Origin of the sequence: Salinibaculum salinum (genome assembly GCF_037645885.1) — an archaeon.
Classification (GTDB): domain Archaea; phylum Halobacteriota; class Halobacteria; order Halobacteriales; family Haloarculaceae; genus Salinibaculum; species Salinibaculum salinum.
The window spans coordinates 1-16,616 of record NZ_JBBENW010000017.1; the positions used below are offsets into that span (position 1 = coordinate 1).

At 61.3% G+C, this 16,616-nt stretch carries 18 protein-coding genes; 8 read left to right on the forward strand and 10 right to left on the reverse strand.

Going from position 1 to position 16,616, the window contains the following annotated elements; all coding sequences use genetic code 11:
• The 4 genes from WDJ60_RS14015 to WDJ60_RS14030 all read right to left on the reverse strand — a co-directional run.
• Positions 1-408, reverse strand: a 408-nt coding sequence (locus tag WDJ60_RS14015) for an ATP-binding cassette domain-containing protein (protein WP_340101194.1), incomplete at its 3' end; no start/stop codon positions are given.
• A gap of 63 nt (positions 409-471) precedes the next feature.
• A complete protein-coding gene (gene pstA, locus WDJ60_RS14020; RefSeq protein ID WP_340101195.1) occupies positions 472-2,133 on the reverse strand; it encodes a phosphate ABC transporter permease PstA in 1,662 nt (553 codons plus the stop codon).
• 36 nt (positions 2,134-2,169) lie between these two features.
• The gene (gene pstC / locus WDJ60_RS14025; RefSeq protein ID WP_340101196.1) at positions 2,170-3,102 is read right to left on the reverse strand and encodes a phosphate ABC transporter permease subunit PstC; all 933 of its coding nucleotides are present in this window, start codon (positions 3,100-3,102) and stop codon (positions 2,170-2,172) included.
• A 52-nt stretch (positions 3,103-3,154) separates the two neighbouring features.
• The gene (locus WDJ60_RS14030) at positions 3,155-4,120 is read right to left on the reverse strand and encodes a PstS family phosphate ABC transporter substrate-binding protein (RefSeq protein ID WP_340101197.1); all 966 of its coding nucleotides are present in this window, start codon (positions 4,118-4,120) and stop codon (positions 3,155-3,157) included.
• A gap of 325 nt (positions 4,121-4,445) precedes the next feature.
• Here WDJ60_RS14030 and WDJ60_RS14035 point away from each other — a divergent pair, with 325 nt between their 5' ends.
• Entirely contained in the window at positions 4,446-5,444 is a 999-nt protein-coding gene (locus WDJ60_RS14035) for a PhoU domain-containing protein (RefSeq protein ID WP_340101198.1), read from the forward strand.
• Between the two features lie 3 nt (positions 5,445-5,447).
• Here WDJ60_RS14035 and ppk1 read toward each other — a convergent pair whose 3' ends face one another.
• The 3 genes from ppk1 to WDJ60_RS14050 all read right to left on the reverse strand — a co-directional run bounded on the left by ppk1 (position 5,448) and on the right by WDJ60_RS14050 (position 9,420).
• Positions 5,448-7,922 (reverse strand): polyphosphate kinase 1, encoded by a 2,475-nt coding sequence (gene ppk1 / locus WDJ60_RS14040; protein WP_340101199.1) that lies wholly within the window; start codon positions 7,920-7,922, stop codon positions 5,448-5,450.
• 2 nt (positions 7,923-7,924) lie between these two features.
• On the reverse strand, positions 7,925-8,656 hold the full coding sequence (locus tag WDJ60_RS14045; protein WP_340101201.1) for a metallophosphoesterase family protein: 732 nt from the start codon (positions 8,654-8,656) through the stop codon (positions 7,925-7,927).
• 389 nt (positions 8,657-9,045) lie between these two features.
• The gene (locus WDJ60_RS14050) at positions 9,046-9,420 is read right to left on the reverse strand and encodes a 30S ribosomal protein S8e (protein WP_340101202.1); all 375 of its coding nucleotides are present in this window, start codon (positions 9,418-9,420) and stop codon (positions 9,046-9,048) included.
• A 93-nt stretch (positions 9,421-9,513) separates the two neighbouring features.
• Here WDJ60_RS14050 and WDJ60_RS14055 point away from each other — a divergent pair, with 93 nt between their 5' ends.
• Together WDJ60_RS14055 and WDJ60_RS14060 are read left to right on the forward strand one after the other, a co-directional pair.
• A complete protein-coding gene (locus WDJ60_RS14055) occupies positions 9,514-9,954 on the forward strand; it encodes a DUF2240 family protein (protein ID WP_340101203.1) in 441 nt (146 codons plus the stop codon).
• The gene (locus WDJ60_RS14060) at positions 9,954-10,325 is read left to right on the forward strand and encodes a DUF7993 family protein (protein WP_340101204.1); all 372 of its coding nucleotides are present in this window, start codon (positions 9,954-9,956) and stop codon (positions 10,323-10,325) included. Before WDJ60_RS14055 ends, WDJ60_RS14060 begins: the two co-directional genes overlap by 1 nt.
• 11 nt (positions 10,326-10,336) lie before the next feature.
• Here WDJ60_RS14060 and WDJ60_RS14065 read toward each other — a convergent pair whose 3' ends face one another.
• Positions 10,337-10,993, reverse strand: coding sequence for an HAD family hydrolase (locus tag WDJ60_RS14065; RefSeq protein WP_340101205.1), 657 nt, complete (start codon positions 10,991-10,993; stop codon positions 10,337-10,339).
• Positions 10,994-11,121: 128 nt separating this feature from the next.
• Between WDJ60_RS14065 and WDJ60_RS14070 the strand changes: the two genes are divergently transcribed.
• From WDJ60_RS14070 to WDJ60_RS14080, 3 genes are all read left to right on the forward strand, one after another.
• A complete protein-coding gene (locus WDJ60_RS14070) occupies positions 11,122-12,474 on the forward strand; it encodes a methyl-accepting chemotaxis protein (RefSeq protein ID WP_340101206.1) in 1,353 nt (450 codons plus the stop codon).
• A gap of 52 nt (positions 12,475-12,526) precedes the next feature.
• Positions 12,527-13,420, forward strand: coding sequence for an orotidine-5'-phosphate decarboxylase (pyrF, locus tag WDJ60_RS14075; protein WP_340101207.1), 894 nt, complete (start codon positions 12,527-12,529; stop codon positions 13,418-13,420).
• An 82-nt stretch (positions 13,421-13,502) separates the two neighbouring features.
• On the forward strand, positions 13,503-14,162 hold the full coding sequence (locus tag WDJ60_RS14080; RefSeq protein WP_340101208.1) for a sensor domain-containing protein: 660 nt from the start codon (positions 13,503-13,505) through the stop codon (positions 14,160-14,162).
• On the opposite strand, the gene WDJ60_RS14085 is transcribed toward WDJ60_RS14080, so the two are convergent.
• The gene (locus WDJ60_RS14085; protein ID WP_340101209.1) at positions 14,150-14,434 is read right to left on the reverse strand and encodes a hypothetical protein; all 285 of its coding nucleotides are present in this window, start codon (positions 14,432-14,434) and stop codon (positions 14,150-14,152) included. The two genes, WDJ60_RS14080 and WDJ60_RS14085, sit on opposite strands and share 13 nt — an antisense overlap.
• A gap of 10 nt (positions 14,435-14,444) precedes the next feature.
• On the opposite strand from WDJ60_RS14085, the gene WDJ60_RS14090 reads away from it, so the two are divergent.
• Positions 14,445-15,008 (forward strand): J domain-containing protein, encoded by a 564-nt coding sequence (locus WDJ60_RS14090; protein WP_417750462.1) that lies wholly within the window; start codon positions 14,445-14,447, stop codon positions 15,006-15,008.
• A 39-nt stretch (positions 15,009-15,047) separates the two neighbouring features.
• Complete coding sequence (locus WDJ60_RS14095; protein ID WP_340101210.1) at positions 15,048-15,746, forward strand: phosphoglycolate phosphatase; 699 nt, start codon at positions 15,048-15,050, stop codon at positions 15,744-15,746.
• A gap of 330 nt (positions 15,747-16,076) precedes the next feature.
• On the opposite strand, the gene WDJ60_RS14100 is transcribed toward WDJ60_RS14095, so the two are convergent.
• Positions 16,077-16,454 carry a hypothetical protein gene (locus WDJ60_RS14100; protein ID WP_340101211.1) on the reverse strand — a complete coding sequence of 126 codons (378 nt, stop codon included), beginning with the start codon at positions 16,452-16,454 and terminating at the stop codon, positions 16,077-16,079.
• Positions 16,455-16,616: the final 162 nt, after the last annotated feature.

A 16,616-nucleotide genomic window follows, 5' to 3' on the forward strand; every position in this document is an offset into this window, starting at 1 on the left:
CCCGATCTTCCGCCGGAGCGCCACCGGGTCGACGTCGTCGTCGTAGACGTTCTTTCCGCGAAAGAGGAGTTCCCCTTCGATGCGGGCGGCGTCGACGAGGTCGTTCATGCGGTTGATACACCGCAGGAACGTCGACTTCCCACAGCCCGAGGGCCCGACCATCGCCGTCACCTGATTGCGGGGGATTTCCATGTTGATGTTCTGGAGTGCCTGTGTCTCGCCGTAGAAGACGTTGAGGTCGCGGGTCTCGATAATCGTCTCCGAGGCGCCGGCGGTGCGGTGTGACTCGGATTCACTGGCTGTCGCGCCGACGTTGGGCGTGGTATCGACCAGCGGTTCGCCCGACGGGTCTTTCGTCTCCGTGCTCTCTGTCTCTCTTTCGCTCGTCGTGTCCGTGTCAGATGCCATGGGTAGTTGTGATACGCTGTTGGTCGGCCAGTACTGTCGCGGTCGTCTGTCGGTGCATCGATGTCATTGGTCTCGCTGATACTTGTTTCGGATGACAATTGCTGACGCGTTCATCACGAGCAATACAACCAGCAGCGTGACGACGCCGGCCGCGAGGACGCCGTAGCGGAATGCGGGCTCTATCTCGAACGCCCACGAGAACACCTGGCGGGGCATCGCACTGCTCTTGTCGAAAAAGCTGTTGGGGGCTTCTCGGACCGACGCCGCCATCCCGATGAGCAGCAGTGGCGCGGTCTCCCCGATCGCGCGCCCGAGTGCGAGAATCGTTCCGGTCATGATTCCGGGCAACGCCTCGGGGAGGACGACGTTCCGGGTCGTCTGCCACTGGGTCGCGCCCATCCCGTAGGAGGCCTGCCGCTGGGAGTCCGGCACTGCCCTGATGGCTTCCTGGGCCGAGATGATGACGATTGGCAGTATCAACAGCCCGATTGCCAGCCCACCGACGATGATCGAACCGGAGGGCATCTGGAAAAACCGGATGAACACTGCCAGCCCGAGTAGTCCGTACACCACGGACGGAACGCCGGCCAGGTTGGCGATATTAATCTCAATGAGCGTGACGAGCTTTCCGACCGGTCCACTGGACGGAGCGTACTCCTCGAGATAGACTGCGGCACCGACACCAACCGGGAACGTCGTCACGACGATGACGATCAACAGCATGACCGAGCCGACGAGCGCCGGATAGATACCGGCCGTCTCAGCCGACCGGGTCGTCATGCTTGTCAGGAACTCCCAGTCGAGCCACGTCTCCGGCCCGGATGCACCAAGCTGTCCGACGAGGAACCCTCCGAGCGCCCCGCCGACCAGAAGCGTCACCGGCAACAGCAGGCCTGCGACACCCTCGCCGCGCCGGAAGACACCTTCGGTGTACACTGCGACCGGAACGACGGTCATCGTGTAGATAATGACCCAGCCGTCCGCGCCGATGCCGAGTGGCTCGCCGGCCACGAGTCCGACCAGTGCACCAGCGACGACCAGGCCGCCAGCAACGAGGCCGTCGCGGCGGCTTTCGCGTCCCTTCCACACCCACCAGCCAGCGACCGCAGCAGCCGGCAGTGTCAGCGTCGTCGTGAGTTGCAGTGGCGGCAGTGGGAGATACGGCAACTGCAGCACGAACTCCCGGAGACTCACGACTCGAATCGGGAGCCCGACCAGTCGCGCGACCGAAACGGGGGGAGCGCCAAAGATGGCGACAATTGGCACCAGAATCCCCAGCAACGTCCGTTCGATGATAGCCTGTGGTCGCACCCGCGTGTGTCCGTAGAGGACCGCGCCGACCGCGGCGACCGAGAGTCCGAGTGCGAACCACTCCTTTATCGGCATAATCTCGACGAACAGGACGAACAATCCGCCGGCAACCAGCACGCCAACGACAGGGAGACCGGTCGTCACGTAAGCGACTTCCCCGTTTGGCGAGTCGGACCGGTAATAGTAGGCCGCGAGCGTGACGACCGGCGCGACGAGCGTGACCGCGAACACGGCGTACCACATCGGGTCAGCCGAGAGCGGTCTGAAGGCGTCGTTTGTGACGTAGATGAGCAGGACGAAGACGGAAAGAATTCCCACCGAGGTCGCCGTCAGGGTGGCGAGTTCGAAGAGTCGGCCGATTCGCCGGCTGACGCGGCCGCCAGTCCCATACCACGAGGAATCACTCGTCGCCATTGTGCACCTCCTGGATGTCGTCGGTCAGTGTCTGAATCATTCGTATTCCTCCTTGTACCGGGCTGCAACTCGGTTGCTCGCCAGATTCAACAGGAACGTGATGACGAACAGCGTGAGTCCGATTGCGAACATCGCCTTGTAGGCCGGGCCGCCACCGCCAACGTCCGACGTAACCAGCTGTATCATCGCAGCCGTCATCGGCTGGTTCCCCTCGATCAGGTTGGCAGCCGGATCGAACAACTGGAGCAGTTGCGGGTTCGACCCCATCGCAACGGCGACAATCATCGTCTCGCCGATGGCACGCGAGATAGCCAGGATGAACGAGGAGAAGATACCCGACAGCGCCGCCGGGATGACGATACCGGTCGACACCTCGTATTTCGTCGCACCCATACCGTAGCCCGCCTGCCGGAGCGAGTCCGGCACGGCACTCATCGCGTCCTCGCTGAGACTCGACACCATCGGGATAATCATGATACCGACCATGACCGAGGCACTCAGGGCGTTGAACGTCCCGAGCGGAACGCCGAAAGTCTGGAAGAAGGGCGTCACGTAGACGAGCGCGAAGTAGCCGTAGACGACCGTCGGGATACCGGCCAGCACTTCGAGGGCTGGTTTGAGGACCGCGCGTGCGCGAGAACTCGCGTACTCGCTGAGATAGACTGCTGCCGCGACACCGACTGGCAACGCGATAGCAGCTGAGACGACTGTGACGATTATCGTCCCACTTACCAGCGGCAACACGCCGTACGAGCTACTCTCGAAACTGCTTCTGATGACCCATCTGGTACCAGTGAAGAAGTCCGCTGGACTGACAATCCCGAAGAAATCGATGGCGTCGCGTGTGAGCACGAAGATGATACTTATCGTAACGGCGACCGACAGCGCAGCACAGAGAAAGAGCGCGGACCGATAGAGTCGCTCTTTGGTGGCGTTGCCGGCCGGGGTGGTAATATCCTCAGTACTCATCGACGCTCACCTCTGTCAATCCTGGCCAGAGAGCCCAATAGGCGAGGTACTATCATGGCTTTTGTTTGATGAGTTTCAGGAGATTCTCGTCACGAACCTCTTCGTTCGTGGGGACGTACCCGATTTCGGTCACCAGTTCGGTTGCCGCCTGTTTCAGATAGAAGCTGGCGAAGTCGAACACTGCCTTTCGGTCCAGCGCGTTCCGGTCGACGTAAATGAATAGCGGTCGGGCCATCGGGTAAGAGCCGTCTGAGGCGTTCTCCAGAGACGGATCCGTACAGCCGTCCCCCTCCTCGCGTTCGATCTGGAGGGCTTTGACGCGGTCTCTGTTCTCGTCGTAGTAGGCGTACCCGAAATAGCCCATCGCGTTGTCGTTGTCTTCGATTCCTTTCAGGAGGACGTTGTCTTCCTCGGTTTGCTCGTGGTCGGCAGTGTGTTCGTACTCCTCGCCGATGACGTTCTCGGCGAACCAGTCGTACGTGCCGGACGTCGGCGGCGGTCCGAACAGCCCGATTTCCTCGTCTGGCCAGTCCGACCGGACATCAGACCACTGCTCGACGCCGTCCTCTCGCCAGATACGGGAGAGTTCTTCGAAGGTCACGCAGTCGACCCACGTCGCGGCGTTGTTGACTGCGACGGTAAGCGCGTCTGCACCGACCTGGAACTCTATCGGCTCGACGTCGTTGTCCCCGCACCGGGAGAGTTCTTCGTCGGTTATCCGCCGCGAGGCGCCGTTGATTGCCGAATCACCCGGGCAGAAGTGATTCTGGAAGCCACCACCGGTCCCGGTCGAGTCGACGGTGACGTTCACGTCGTTGTCTGCCATGAAGTTCTCGGCCATCGTATCGCTGACCGGAAACACCGTACTACTCCCGGTGACGACCACTTCGGCCGAGTCGGTACTCCCACCGCTCTCGGTCACGTTCTCGATACAGCCACCGAGTGCGGCACTACCGACCACACCGGCGGTCAAGAGAAATTCTCGGCGCGACGTGCTCCCAGCGCTGTCACGTCTCATTAGTTGAACGGAGAGATGTGTTGGGTAAATACCCTACTATTACATCTATATAGAAAATATAGGGGTATATTGGGTTATAGTTGGCACTGGCTCCACAAGATATCTCTGACCGACACGTCAGCCACAATGGCGCGAATTGGGCTGTTTAAGGGCGTTTTGGTGATAATTTCCGGCCAGAACTCTGCTATGGGTAGTTCTTTTACCGAATAAGATGGGTTGGTCGTCCCTGCCGAGTACAGTGTACTATGTACGACTATTACTGCTATTGTGGGTTGGATATATAGATACGGAGTGATTTATATCACTGGAGTTGCGAGAGTCGTCTATGGAGACGCGCAAGGTCCAGGTCACCGGCGGTTCCACGTACACGGTCTCACTTCCGAAAGACTGGGCGACTAACAACGAAGTCAGCGCGGGGAGCGTCGTCGAGTTTCACTCCGAAGAAGACTTGCTCTTGCTCGCGCCACAGCGCGAGGAGGACCGCATCGAGGGGAGCCTCGACATCACTGGACTCGAATCGGAACACCAGTTGACCCGCGCGGTCATGACGATGTACGTCAGCGGGTTCGACGTCATCAGACTGGAGACCGCTCGTATCACAGCGACCCAGCGGCGTGTCATTCGAGACGCGACACAGGGACTCGTCGGACTCGAGGTCATCGAAGAAACCTCCGACCGGGTCGTCCTTCAGGACCTCCTCGACTCCTCGGAGCTGTCGGTCCACAACGCCATCTCGCGCATGCGACTCGTGAGTATGACGATGCTCGAAGACGCCATCGAGGCGCTGTTGACCGACGACGAGGAACTCGCTCACGACGTCAAAGAGCGCGACGACGACGTGGACCGCCTCTGGTACATGGTCTCTCGCGTCTTCCGGACGATCCTCCGAAATCCGACCGCGGCCAACGAAATCGGCTTCTCCCGCGAGACGAGTTACGACTTCCAGTCCAGCGCCCGCCAGTTGGAGCGTATCGGCGACCACGCGACGAAAATCGCCGACCTCGCGCTGGAAGTCGACGATATTCCCGATAGCGTGGCCGACCCCATCCGGGCGCTCCACGAGGAGGCCAGCGTCGTTCCGGAGACAGCGATGGACGCACTCCTGGCTGATGAACCCGACGAGGCGGTCGAACTGGCAAACGAGGCTCGCGACCAGATTCGTGACGTCGACGAGAAGGTCCGTGAGGTAGACAAGGTGATCCACGAGTACGACCCGCAACTCGCACAGGTCCTCGGTCTGGTCGCCGACTCGCTGTCGCGGACCGCTGACTACGGTGGTAACATTGCCGAAAGCGCGCTGCAGAAGGCTGCCCCGAGTCCCTGAGCCTCAGTCTCGGTCTGCTGTTTCTCCGACCGAATCGTCGGCCTCGTCTACCGTCTCGCCGTAGTGTCGAGCGATGACCGTCGCCGCTCCGTCAGGTGTCTTCCGGTAGACTCTGTCGCCGTCAGGTGTCCTGATGGCGTACGTATACGTTCCGCTGTCCGGTTCGTACCACTTCTCTCGGTGCGCGGTCAGCAGTTCGGGGAGCTCCGCAGTGTCGGACGCTGGCGCTGCGTCCTCGGTCGTGGCAGTCGCGTCGTCGGCAGTGGTCGTCGGCTCTTCGTCAGCGCTATTGTGTCCGGAATCGATTCGCAACCCGGTGTCTGGAACCTCCGTGAGACCTGGGATGCCCACGCTTACTCCGTCACGTTCGCTCGCCGCCGCTGCCTCTCGCATCAGCACGGCCTGCGTATCGATCATCCGCTCACCCGGTTCGGGGTGGCGTTGTGCGTAGCTCCCGTCGCTGTCCATCTCCCAGACACGGCGGTTGTCCGCCAGCATCAAATCGAGGATGAATCGCAACTGCTCACGGAGTGTAGGGTCCTCGACGGGCGTGACGGCTTCGACCCGCTTGTCGAGATTGCGCGTCATCCAGTCCGCAGAGCCGATGTAGTACTCCGGCTCGCCATTGTTCTCGAAGTAGAAGATTCGGGAGTGTTCGAGAAACCGCCCGACGATGCTGTAGACCTCGACGTTCTCGCTAACCCCGGCCAGCCCGGGACGGAGCCGACAGATGTCCCGGACGAAGAGGTCGATGTCGACGCCTGCCCGCGACGCCTCGTAGAGTTCGCGGACGATATCCGGGTCTTCGAGTCCGTTGACCTTGGCGACGATGCGCGCGGGTTCGCCGGCGCGAGCGTGTGCCGCTTCGCGCCGGATGAAGTGGGTGAACCGCTCACGCATCGTCACCGGTGCGATGAGCAGTTTTCGGAACTCCTCGTCGAGCGCCGGGCCGGTAAAGGAGTTGAACACCTTGAGGAGGTCTCTGCCGATGTCGGGATCGCTACTCAGCAGACCGAGGTCGACGTAGCCTTTCGCCGTCTTGGAGTGGTAGTTGCCGGTGCCGACGTGGGAGTACGTCTTGACGCCGTCCGCTTCCTCGCGGACCACGAGCGCCGTCTTCGTGTGGGTCTTCAGCCCGATAGTCCCGTACGCGACGTGAATCCCCTGTTCTTCGAGGGTCCGGACCCACTCCAGGTTGTTCTGCTCGTCGAACCGCGCTTTCAACTCGACCATCACCGCCACCTGTTTGCCGTTTTTCGCGGCGTCGATGAGGGACTGAATAACTTGCGAGTCGCTGGCCGTCCGGTATATTGCGGCTTTGATGGCCAGCACGTCGGGGTCGTGTGCCGCCTCGTCGAGGAAACGCTGAACGGTCTGAGTAAACGAGTGATACGGATGGTGTAGGAGGATGTCACCGCGGTTTATCTCCTCGAAAACGCTGTGGTCGCTGTCTGCAGTCGCGCCGAGCGTCCCATCGTACTGCCCGCCGGTATCGAGCCGGGGATGCGGGACGGGCGTCCACGGGTCGACTTTCAGGTCGGGTCGGTCGAGGTCGGTCAGTACCTCGAAGTCCTCCAGGTCCAGCGGCGGTCGCACCTCGAACACTTCCCGCCCGTCGAGGTCTAGCTGCTCGACGAGCGTCTGTCGGATGCGTTCCGGCGGGTCTTTTTCCAGCTCCAGGCGAACCACCGTCCCGAACCGGCGCTGTTCGAGCACCTCCTCTATCATGTCGATGAGGTCCTCTGCGACCTCCTCGTTGCGGCGGACCTCGGCGTTGCGCGTCAACCGAAAGAGCGCCGTCCCGACGACGTCGACGCTCGGAAAGAGCAGATCCAGGTTCGCCCGGACCACGTCCTCGATGAGCACGTATCGGTCTTCGTCGCTCTCCTCGTCGACTGCAACGAGTCGCGGTCGGTTGGGCGGGATTTTCACCCGTGTGAATGTCGGCTCCTCCTCGTCGTGGTGCTGTGTGAGAACACCGAGTGAGAGGCTGAGGTTGGAAATAAAGGGAAATGGGTGGGCCGGGTCGAACGACAGCGGGGTCAGGGTCGGGAGCACGTCCTGCTCGAAGTACGTCCGCATTCTCTCGCGCTCGGCAGCCGAGAGGTCCTCGTAATCCAGGATGTGAATTCCTTCGTCGGCGAGCGCCGGCCGAACCGTTTCGTGATAGCACTCGACCTGCTGTTCGAACATCGGCCTGGCTTCGTCGAGAACCTCTGCCCACTGTTCGCGAGGCGTGCGTCCATCGACAGTCCGCTCGATGACACCGGCTGAAATCTGCTGTTTGAGTCCGCCCACCCGTTTCATGATGAACTCGTCCATGTTCCGGGTGAAGATAGCCAGAAACCGCACGCGCTCCAGCAGTGGGGTTCGGTCGTCCAGTGCTTCGTGCAGCACGCGCTGCTGGAAGGCGAGTTCGCTGAGTTCCCGATTCAGATATAGCGACGGGTCGGTCAGGTCAGTGTCGTCTTCCGGCATCGTCACTCAGTGAGCGGCTCTGCTGGACGGGGATCGACAATCGAATCCGAACTGCGTTCCCTGTAGGTTTCGGCCGGATCGACTGAGACGAACGTCTCGCTCTTCCAGTCATACGCCGACAATTGTCCGCCGTAAACACAGCCGGTATCGAGACCGACGGCGGCGGGCGTCGCAAAGGACTCCGAGAGGACGGTGTGTCCGAAAAAGACGCGTGGCTTCCGCGTGCGTTTCTCGAACCAGTAGGGTCGTTCGTACCCGCTGCCGGTGAGCGAGCGAATCTCCAGAATGTCCGTTGCGTCGTGGTCTCCGACCGGCTTGCGGTGGTCCAGTCCACCGTGGACGACCAGCGCGTCGTCGAAGGAGATGGCGAGCGGAAGCGTCTCGATATATTCGAGATCGTCGTCGTCGAGCGCCGGGTCGGATTTACTGCCATCGAGCAGCCCCTGTTCGTTGTTTCCGCGAACGGAGAGGACGTTGTCGCGCTCGCGAACTAGCGACAGAACACCTTTGCTGTCGGGTCCTTTCCGGACGAGGTCGCCGACACAGATAATCAGGTCGTCCGCATCGACTGCGAGCTCCTCGAGCAACCGTTCGAACGCATCGAGACAGCCGTGAACGTCACCGACGACGTAGACGTTATCCCAGTTCCCGGGGTCGATTCGGTGGTGCTGTTGTGTGACCGATTCGGCGAATTCGACTGGCGAATCGCGCTCTTGTTGTCCGTGTTGTCCCATCTACGAACTGGCACACCACGGGGGCTGTATACGGTTTATATGAGCGTTTGGGTCCGGTATTGAGTGATATATATCGGTCGGCGAAGGACCCCTGAGAATTCAACACACCGGTCTGGCACTTAGCGAGCCTTTTGACGGTTCCGGTGGGAGTATCCGATGGCGTGCCGGTTCGAATCCACCTGTAAACACACGTCTGTCACGCACGTCCTGACGGCTCGTCACCGTCAGTCCATCCGGCGTTTTCTTCACCTGGTCGATTACGATTCGGGTGCGAAGCATTCAGTACTGGCTGTCGGCACTCTGCAGGACACACATCACGAGAGCCCCAGCAGTGAATTACTGTTCGAGAATGCTGGACACGAGCGGACGTACCGCTCGCAGAAAACAGGTTACTCCTCGACGAGGACCGCGTTGACCTGACCGTCCTGTCCCGGACGGGACGTGACGCGAGCGCGCCCCTCGCTGGTCTCGAGGATAGCGCCCTTCGTGATGATGTTCCGGCGGGCGTAGTTGGGGTTCGAGGGGTTCTCGGCGACGTTCTCGATGTCGGCAGCGACGGTTTCGCCGTCGATGGAGATGCTCGCCGTGTCGGTCGTAATCGCGCGGGTCTTGTCGGTGTTCCCGCGGGTGTCGACGGTCTTGAACTTCGGCTCGCCGACCTGCGTCTCAGTGAACTCGGAGCCGAGCTGGTGTTTCTTCTTGTTACTTGCCGGGCGTCGTCGGCCGCCAGTCCGCTTGCGCGTGGACGGTCCCTGGTACTTCATACCCGTCGAAAGTATCAGCGGCCACTTGAACCTCTCGATGCTCGTCGGCGCGGGACGACAGATTTAGGGGTCACCCGCGCGCTGTCACCGACGATGAGTCTCCGCCGGGCAGTCGCTGCGCCCTTCCGCCAGCGCGGCGTCGACCGTATGAACGAAAGCGAATTCGTCGTCGCGCTCTCGCTGGACCGCGACTGGTTCTCCCCCGACCAGGCAAAGCGACTCGTCGACGTCGCCACCGGCGAGGGACTGCTCGACCGGGACGGCGACGACATCGTCGCCAGCTTCGACGTGGGAACCGTCAACGTTCCAGAGGACTTCGTCCCCGACGAGTCGGTCATCCAGGAACGATCGGTCTTCGAACAGGTACTCGAATCGGTCGTCGACACTGGCGTCGAAAAACAGGAGGCGGTCGCAGATATCAACCGTCTGCAGTCGGAACTGGGAATCACAATCGAGGCCGCAGCAGTGCTGTACGCCCGCCGCCGTGGCGTCGACGTGGGCGGACTCGCCGCGAACGCACGGAGTGAACTCTAATGGTCGAGGACTCGAGTACTGACCCGAAGCGCGTCGCACAGCTACTCGCATCCGAACTCACCGGGCTGGAAACGCCGCCACTGGACCGCGTGACGGTCGTCGATGCCGACGAGTCGGCGACACCGAGCCCCGACGGCACAACTGCCTACGCGATCGCGTTCGACGAGCGCGCCGTCGGGCGTGTCCTGCTGTATCCCGACAGCGCCGTCGTCGAACTCGACGATATCTCCGTCGTCGGTTCTGACGATGACCGTCTCACTGTCGAGACAGGTGAGGGTGTGACTCGACTCACCCTCTCTTCAGGTGTTGCTGTCAAACGCGCGGTCGACGTACTGCGGGACGCGCTCCCGGATCACGGTCGGGAACACTGATATCGGCAGTCTCAGCGCCAGCCGACCTGCTGATCCAGGAACGCCATGAGTTCGTCGGCCAACTGGTCGCGTTCGATGTAGCCGTCCGCTTCGGGCGCGCGCTCGAATCGGTCGCTCAGTACCTGCACTGCCAGCATCCCGGCGTCTTTCGCACCCCGGATGTCGGCGTCGGGGTTGTCACCGACGTACACCGCCGCACCCGCTGCGACGCCGAGTTCGCCAAGGACCGCTTCGAACGCTCGACCGTCCGGTTTGCCGGCGGGCAACGACCCGGTGACGACGACGCTGTCGAAGAGGCCGGTCCAGCCCAGCGTCTCCAGTTTTGCCTCCTGTGCCTGAACGGGTCCATCGGTCAACAGTCCCACTCGGTACTGAGTTCGGAGTTCCTCGATGAGCTCTGGGACGCCGGCAACGGGGACCAGTGCCTCGTTGACCCCTTCGCGGTAGGCTTCGGCGGCCTCGGCTGGATCGCCCGTCGCCAGTAATCCCTCGAAAATCGGTGTCCTCGTCTCCGTCGCCCGGTGTTTTCGGTGTTCGGACAGATATTCAGACCGGTCGATGTCCCGTCCGCCGGCGGCCGCGGTCGCCTCGTCCAGTAGCGTCTGGCGGTCGCGGTCGGGGACCGCCAGTGTGTAATCGAGGTCGAAGACGACCGCGGCCAGTGTCATTGAGCGTCAGTAGGTGAGCGACCGATTAGAGCCTGTCTGTTTCCGACCGTTTACTTCTACAGGGAATTATATTAACAATCTGTAAGATATGGTAAGACACAACACGGATCAAGCTGAATGGGTGAGTGATGCAGACAGAGCGATTATTGCCGGAAGAGATAGCCGACGGAGAGTCGGAGGAGGCGTTGCGAAAGCAGCGTGACTTCTACAAGCATCTCTTCGAGACGGTGTTCGAGCGGTTTCCGGACCCTGCCGGTGTCGTCGACGCAGACGGCGTCGTCACCGGGTGGAACGAGGGTCTGGCTGACCTGACTGGTGTGGCGAGTGACGATGCCTATGGCCGGCAGGCGTACGACGTGGTGGGGACGGAAGGTCAGGACGAGGTGCTTTCCGAAAAGGTGGCTCGGCTGGGGGAACCGATAGCAGAAGACGAACCCCGTGTCGGGGAGACTCCCGGGGGTGATATCTGGGCTGTCCAGGCGAAGGGCTTCCCGCTCACGCACCCCGAGGACGGGCGGACGATCGGGGCGTTTCAGATCAACACGGTGGTGACGGACATCGTCGAGCGAAACCGGAAGCTCTCGGACGTGAAAGACCGCATCACTGACGAGGTGGCGACGGCCACCGAGCGGCTTCACAGTTCGCTGACTGAAACGGCCGAGAACACGGAGGCGATTACGGAAGCGACGACCGAACAGGCCCGCGACATTGACGATATCCGTGCTGAACTCACGGAGGTTTCCCGGGAGGCCGAGGAAGTCGCCCAGCGGGCCCAGCTCATCGACGACCACTGCCGGGACATGCAAGAGGCGGTGAGCCGCTCGGAGGAAGTCGTCGGAGCGGTCACCGATTCCATCGAAGAGGCCGCAGACGTGGGTGCGAACGTCGAGCAACTGGCGTCGGACCTCGAACAGCAGGCCGCCGAGATTACGCAGGTCACCGAGACCATCGACGACATCGCGGAGCAGACGAATCTGCTGGCGCTCAACGCCAACATCGAGGCCGCACGCGCGGGAATGGGCGGCAGCGGCGGGACCGACAACCACGGGTTCGAAGTCGTCGCCGACGAGGTCAAAGCCCTGGCCACGCAGTCCCAGGACGAGGTCGACAAGGTCCGTAAACGGGTCCAGGCGATTCAGGCGAACATCGAGGAGACTGTCGAGGGAATCTCACAGTTGGAGGCGGAACTGGACGATGCGGTCGTCGACGCACAATCGCTGGAGGAGACGCAGAGCGATATCACCGGCCACGTCCGGAAAGTCACCGAGGAGATGACGGCAGTCGCCGAATCCGTCGAGAGCCAGTCCGCGAAGATTCAGACTCTCCAGAGCGACGTCGAGACTTTCGCCGAGCGGACCGCCACGGTGTCGGACAACATCACGGAGATTGCCGAGGCGACTGCCGACCAGACCGAGACCGTTGCAGACCTGGATAAGACTGTGCAATCACTCGCTGCAGACCTCGAAGACCAGGAGCTGTGAACCGCGCCGGAAACGTCGAACCTTTATTTTCCAGTCGCGCCCAGGATCTACAATGACCTTTTTCGACCGTCTGCGCGACCGCATCGAGGCCGTCGACAGCGTCGTCTCTGTCGGCCTTGACCCGGACCCAGACCGCTTGCCAGACGCCGTTGCCGATGCCGACCTGCCCCGCTGGGCGTTCAACCGGCGCATCATCGACGCCACTCACGAACACGCCGCCTGTTACAAACCGAACGCCGCCTTCTACGAGGACAGCGACGGCTGGCGCGCCCTCCGCGAGACAATCGCTTACGCTCACGGCAAGGACGTGCCAGTTCTCCTCGACGCCAAGCGGGGCGACATCGGCAACACGGCCCGCCAGTACGCGACGATTCTCGACGACGACCACGGTCCGGCCGCGGATGCTATCACGGTCAACCCGTATCTCGGTCGCGATTCACTGGACCCGTTTCTCGCGCAGGCGGAGAAGGGTGTGTTCGTCCTCTGTCGAACCTCGAATGCTGGAGGGGCTGACCTCCAGGACCTCGAACTCGACACTGGAGAACCCCTCTACGAGCGCGTCGCGGCGCTGGCCGACGTGTGGAACGAGCACGGCAACGTCGGCCTCGTCGTGGGCGCAACGGCACCGGACGAACTCGAAGAAGTCCGTGAGGTCGTCCCGGAGATCCCGTTCCTCGTCCCGGGCGTCGGGGCACAGGGCGGCGACGCGGAGGCCGCCGTCGAGTACGGCCTGGCCGAGACAGAACCCGGAACGACACCGGTCGGCCTGGTCAACTCCTCACGTGGTATCATCTTCGCCGGAGAAGACAGCGAGGCGCGACGCGTCTCGGACGGTCGAGCGGCACAGCCGCGAGACGGCGAAATTCGGGGTGACGAAGCCGCGTACTTCGACGCTGCAGGCGCGTCCGCGAAGCGACTGAAACGGCGACTCAACGAGTACCGATAATAACGGTTGCGGTGGGTATCACACTGTTTGACCTTTCTTTAGGTTATAGGTGGGGGGACGACGAATCACATCGTGTTTACAGATGTCCTCCACCACTGTGGCCGACACCGACCAGTCGGCCAGTTCGCCAGTCTTTGGCGTCGTCACAGATGCACAGACGTACCAGAACATTCTCTACCTGTTTCTCCGATTTCCACTCGGCATTGCGTACTTCACGCTGCTGGTGACCGGATTCGCACTCGGTGTCGGGCTGACAGTCGTTCTCGTCGGCTTTCTCATCTTCCCACTGATTCTCGTCGGTGCAGCGTACGTCGGTGCGTTCGAGGTATTCCTCGCCAACCGGTTGCTCGGTTTCGACATCGACTACGAACTGCCTGCTCCGAACGAGAAACCACTGGTTGACTTCCTGAAAGGTGTGCTTACCGATGTGCAGACGTATCTCGTTATCGTGTATCTCCTGGCGAGTTTTCCCGTCGGTGTCTTTTTGTTTACGCTGCTGGCCATTGTGGTCTCCCTGTCGCTCGTCTCGATACTCGCGCCGTTGCTCTACTGGCTGCCGTTCGCGCAGTACGAAATCGAAACTGTCGGTGGTGTCGGGACGATTGTCGTCGACACGCTCCCGGAGGCGCTCGTTCTCAGTGTGGTCGGCTTCGTCGTCGCACTTGTTTCGTTGCACCTCTGTAACGTGCTCGCGCGGGGTCACGGACACGTGACTGCGGCGATTTTCACTCAGAACCGGTAGGTGTCGACGCCGTCGGGCATGTCCTCGCTGTTCGGGATGTGTTCGCGCTCGCCGCCGCTGACATCGGCGGCACACTCGATGCACAGCCCCAGTTCGTCGTCGTAGTGGCGACTGCAGACGAGTTTTCCACAGCGGTCACAGACACCGTCAACGTCCGCGGTAGTGCAGATTTCACAGGGACTCGACACGCTCATGTCCATCAGTAGCACGCCCGCGGGTTTCAACCCTCTGTCGGTTGCAGGCAGCGAGAGGCTTACAGTCGTGCCGACCAAACAGTGACCCGTGCAGCAGCGTCTGGTCACCGGTCTGGCAGCAGCATTCGCCCTGATGACGGCCATCCTCGGCGTCGCCGGAATCGTCTACAGTCCGGCGCTTTTGATTCTCGCAGTCGTCTTCGGCGCTGTCACGTACCTATTGTACTATCAGGCGAGCGGTCGCATGCTCGACCGCATCTATCGGAGTGTCGAACGCAAGGCTGCGACCGGCGCGACCGAGCGTAACCGCGGCGGGTTCGGTGCCGGTCCCCGCGAAGAGTGGACGCCACCTCGGCAGGAGCAACGCCGGCAGGCACGCCAGCAGACCGCACGCGAACGCGTCCAGCAGGCCCGTCAGCGGCGGCGCGCCGGGGGCGGACAGCGCCGTCGGCGGACAAACGCCGTCCAGCAACGGTCTGGACCGACTGTTCGGGAGGCGGCACAGATTCTCGGTGTCGGTCCCGATGCGGACGAGAGTGCGATAAAACAGGCGTACCGGTCGCGGATCAAAGATGTACACCCCGATGCCGACGACGGCGACGAAGAGGAGTTCAAGCGCGTCCAGGCCGCCTACGAGCGACTGACCGACTGAAACGCAAGCGGGAAACCCGGCAGACCCAATAGCGAGCGTATGGACACGCCGTCGGTTCCCGACGATGCACCGCCGCTTGCCGTCGACATCGACGGAACGCTCACTAACGACCAGCGTGCGCTCGATCCGCGAGTCATTCCCGTTCTTCGGGCTTGGCCCACCCCCATCGTCATCGCGACGGGAAAATCGATGCCGTATCCCGTTGCGCTCTGTGAGTTTCTTGGAATCGAACAGCTAGTGATTGCGGAGAACGGTGGCGTGGTCGTCGCTGGCCGGGACACCGTCCGTATCGAGGGTGACCGGGAGGCAGCGAATGCAGTCGCTGCAGCCTACCGCGATGCCGGGTACGGACTCGGCTGGGGTGAGGCGGACCTGGTCAACCGCTGGCGAGAGACTGAACTGGCCGTGGCCCGCGAGATGCCGCTGGCACCGCTGCAAGAAATCGCAGACGAGTACGGACTCGTCGTCGTCGACACTGGCTACGCATACCATGTCAAATCTCCGATGGTGGACAAGGGAACTGGACTGAACGTCGTCGCCGCGGAGTTGAATTTGAACTCCGGCGATTTCCTGGCCATCGGCGATTCGGAGAACGACGTCCCGACCTTCGAGGTGGCCGGCCGTTCTGTCGCCGTCGCGAACGCGGACGACCGTGCGCTCGCTGCTGCTGACCACGTCACAGATGCGCGTTTTGCCGATGGATTTCTGGAGGCAGTCGAACGGTTCGCCGTTCCGTAGCTTCCTATTGAGCGGTCATAGAACCGCTCACGCAACCTCACGACTCATCAAGTGAACCGGTCAATACAGACCACCTTTTTCCCGGTCGGGTTCGAGTCGTGGCTTCGCCGCGCTCGAACCACTCCCGGCAAAAACGTGGGCGAAAAAGGCCGAGCACTCACTTCGTTCGTGCTCGGTGAACCGCGCTCGCTTCGCTCGCGCGGATGCTGGTGCTCACTCCGCAACCTTACTGAGCAGCGTATTTCAGCAGTCGACACTGAAGATATACACCTTATGAACAGTTCTATGATATTCTGTTAGTGTACTATTTTCATCAGAAGCGGCTCCGTTTTAAATGGATTTCTTGCCGTTAGCGATACCCAATCCGACCTCCGCGACCACGACACCAACACACATCCCGATGAGGATGATTCCGTACAGCAGAAAGTGAACGGGACTATCGGGTGTGAGGGCTGCTTCGATGGCCCCCATTCCAATCAGGTATGCGAGCGTCCCGCCTACGGCGAATGATTGGGGTGAAACCGTTGTGAGCGTGGCGAATACGAACCCAACAGCAACACTCGTGCCAAGGACCACCAGAATAACAGCATCACCGATTGCATCAAAGACATCCCAGTAAATCAACTCTGAAGCAGGTGGCCAGAGAATCGTACCAGCCACGAGAGCGAACACAACGCTGTACAGGACTTCACGGGGACGGAGGGCCATAGTATGATAATTTTATTCCCTTCTGATGATACTATTTATGATAGTACTCAAGCAGTTTTCCGACATCGAAGCGCTTCATCTGCACACTCACTCTACCAATTAATCCCCTACGTTGTGGATGAAAGGAATGGCTTGTGGGTGGTCTTATAGCTACTTACTTGT